Annotated in this window: 2 protein-coding genes; both read left to right on the forward strand. The window is 43.7% G+C overall.

Going from position 1 to position 591, the window contains the following annotated elements; genetic code table 11:
* Positions 1-53: 53 nt before the first annotated feature.
* A complete protein-coding gene (locus PEH01S_RS34360) occupies positions 54-416 on the forward strand; it encodes a helix-turn-helix domain-containing protein (RefSeq protein ID WP_127490463.1) in 363 nt (120 codons plus the stop codon).
* A partial coding sequence (locus PEH01S_RS36275; protein ID WP_407669524.1) for a helix-turn-helix domain-containing protein occupies positions 416-591 on the forward strand: 176 nt, incomplete at its 3' end. The genes PEH01S_RS34360 and PEH01S_RS36275, both read left to right, overlap by 1 nt.

Here is a 591-nt window from a genome sequence, read left to right on the forward strand (position 1 = left end):
AACTGACCCCATAGTGTGAGACAAATTAAAAACACCTTCAAGAGAATGCAACCATGTCGTATGATATGGGAGACAACCTTGGAGGTGTTTTTTCGTTGGCAACCCGAGTAAGCTACCCAAAAGAGATTAAGATGAAGGCTATTGAAATGAGAATGGCTGGTATCCCAGTGAAAGAAGTTATGGAGCAATTGAACATACGACATGATTCTCAAGTGAGAACATGGATGCGATGGTATCGTAACGGAGAAATACATCGGTTTGAGCAGCCTGTAGGTAAACAATATAGCTACGGCAAAGGACCGGAATATACGTCAGAATTAGAGAAAGTAAAGGCAGAGAATAGGTTTTTGAAACAGCAGCTAGATCTCCTAAAAAAGTACAACGAGATGGAAAGGGGGTATCCTCAAAGATTGTAGTGGAATGGATCAAATCGATCCAAGGAGAAGTTAGCGTGGCACAAGCCTGTGCCTGGGCGGGACTCTCTCGTGCTACCTACTATCGCTGGAAGGATAAGTATGGAAGCGGGGATGCCGATCCTGTGGTAGAGAAAATCCGCGAACTCTGTTTGCAGCATAAATTTCGTTATGGATA

It is taken from the genome of Paenibacillus ehimensis NBRC 15659, assembly GCF_004000785.1.
Taxonomy (GTDB): domain Bacteria; phylum Bacillota; class Bacilli; order Paenibacillales; family NBRC-103111; genus Paenibacillus_G; species Paenibacillus_G ehimensis.

Coding starts and splice junctions, on each gene's coding strand:
- PEH01S_RS34360 (WP_127490463.1), top strand. CDS start 54: ATGTCGTATGATATGGGAGACAACCTTGGAGGTGTTTTTTCGTTGGCA.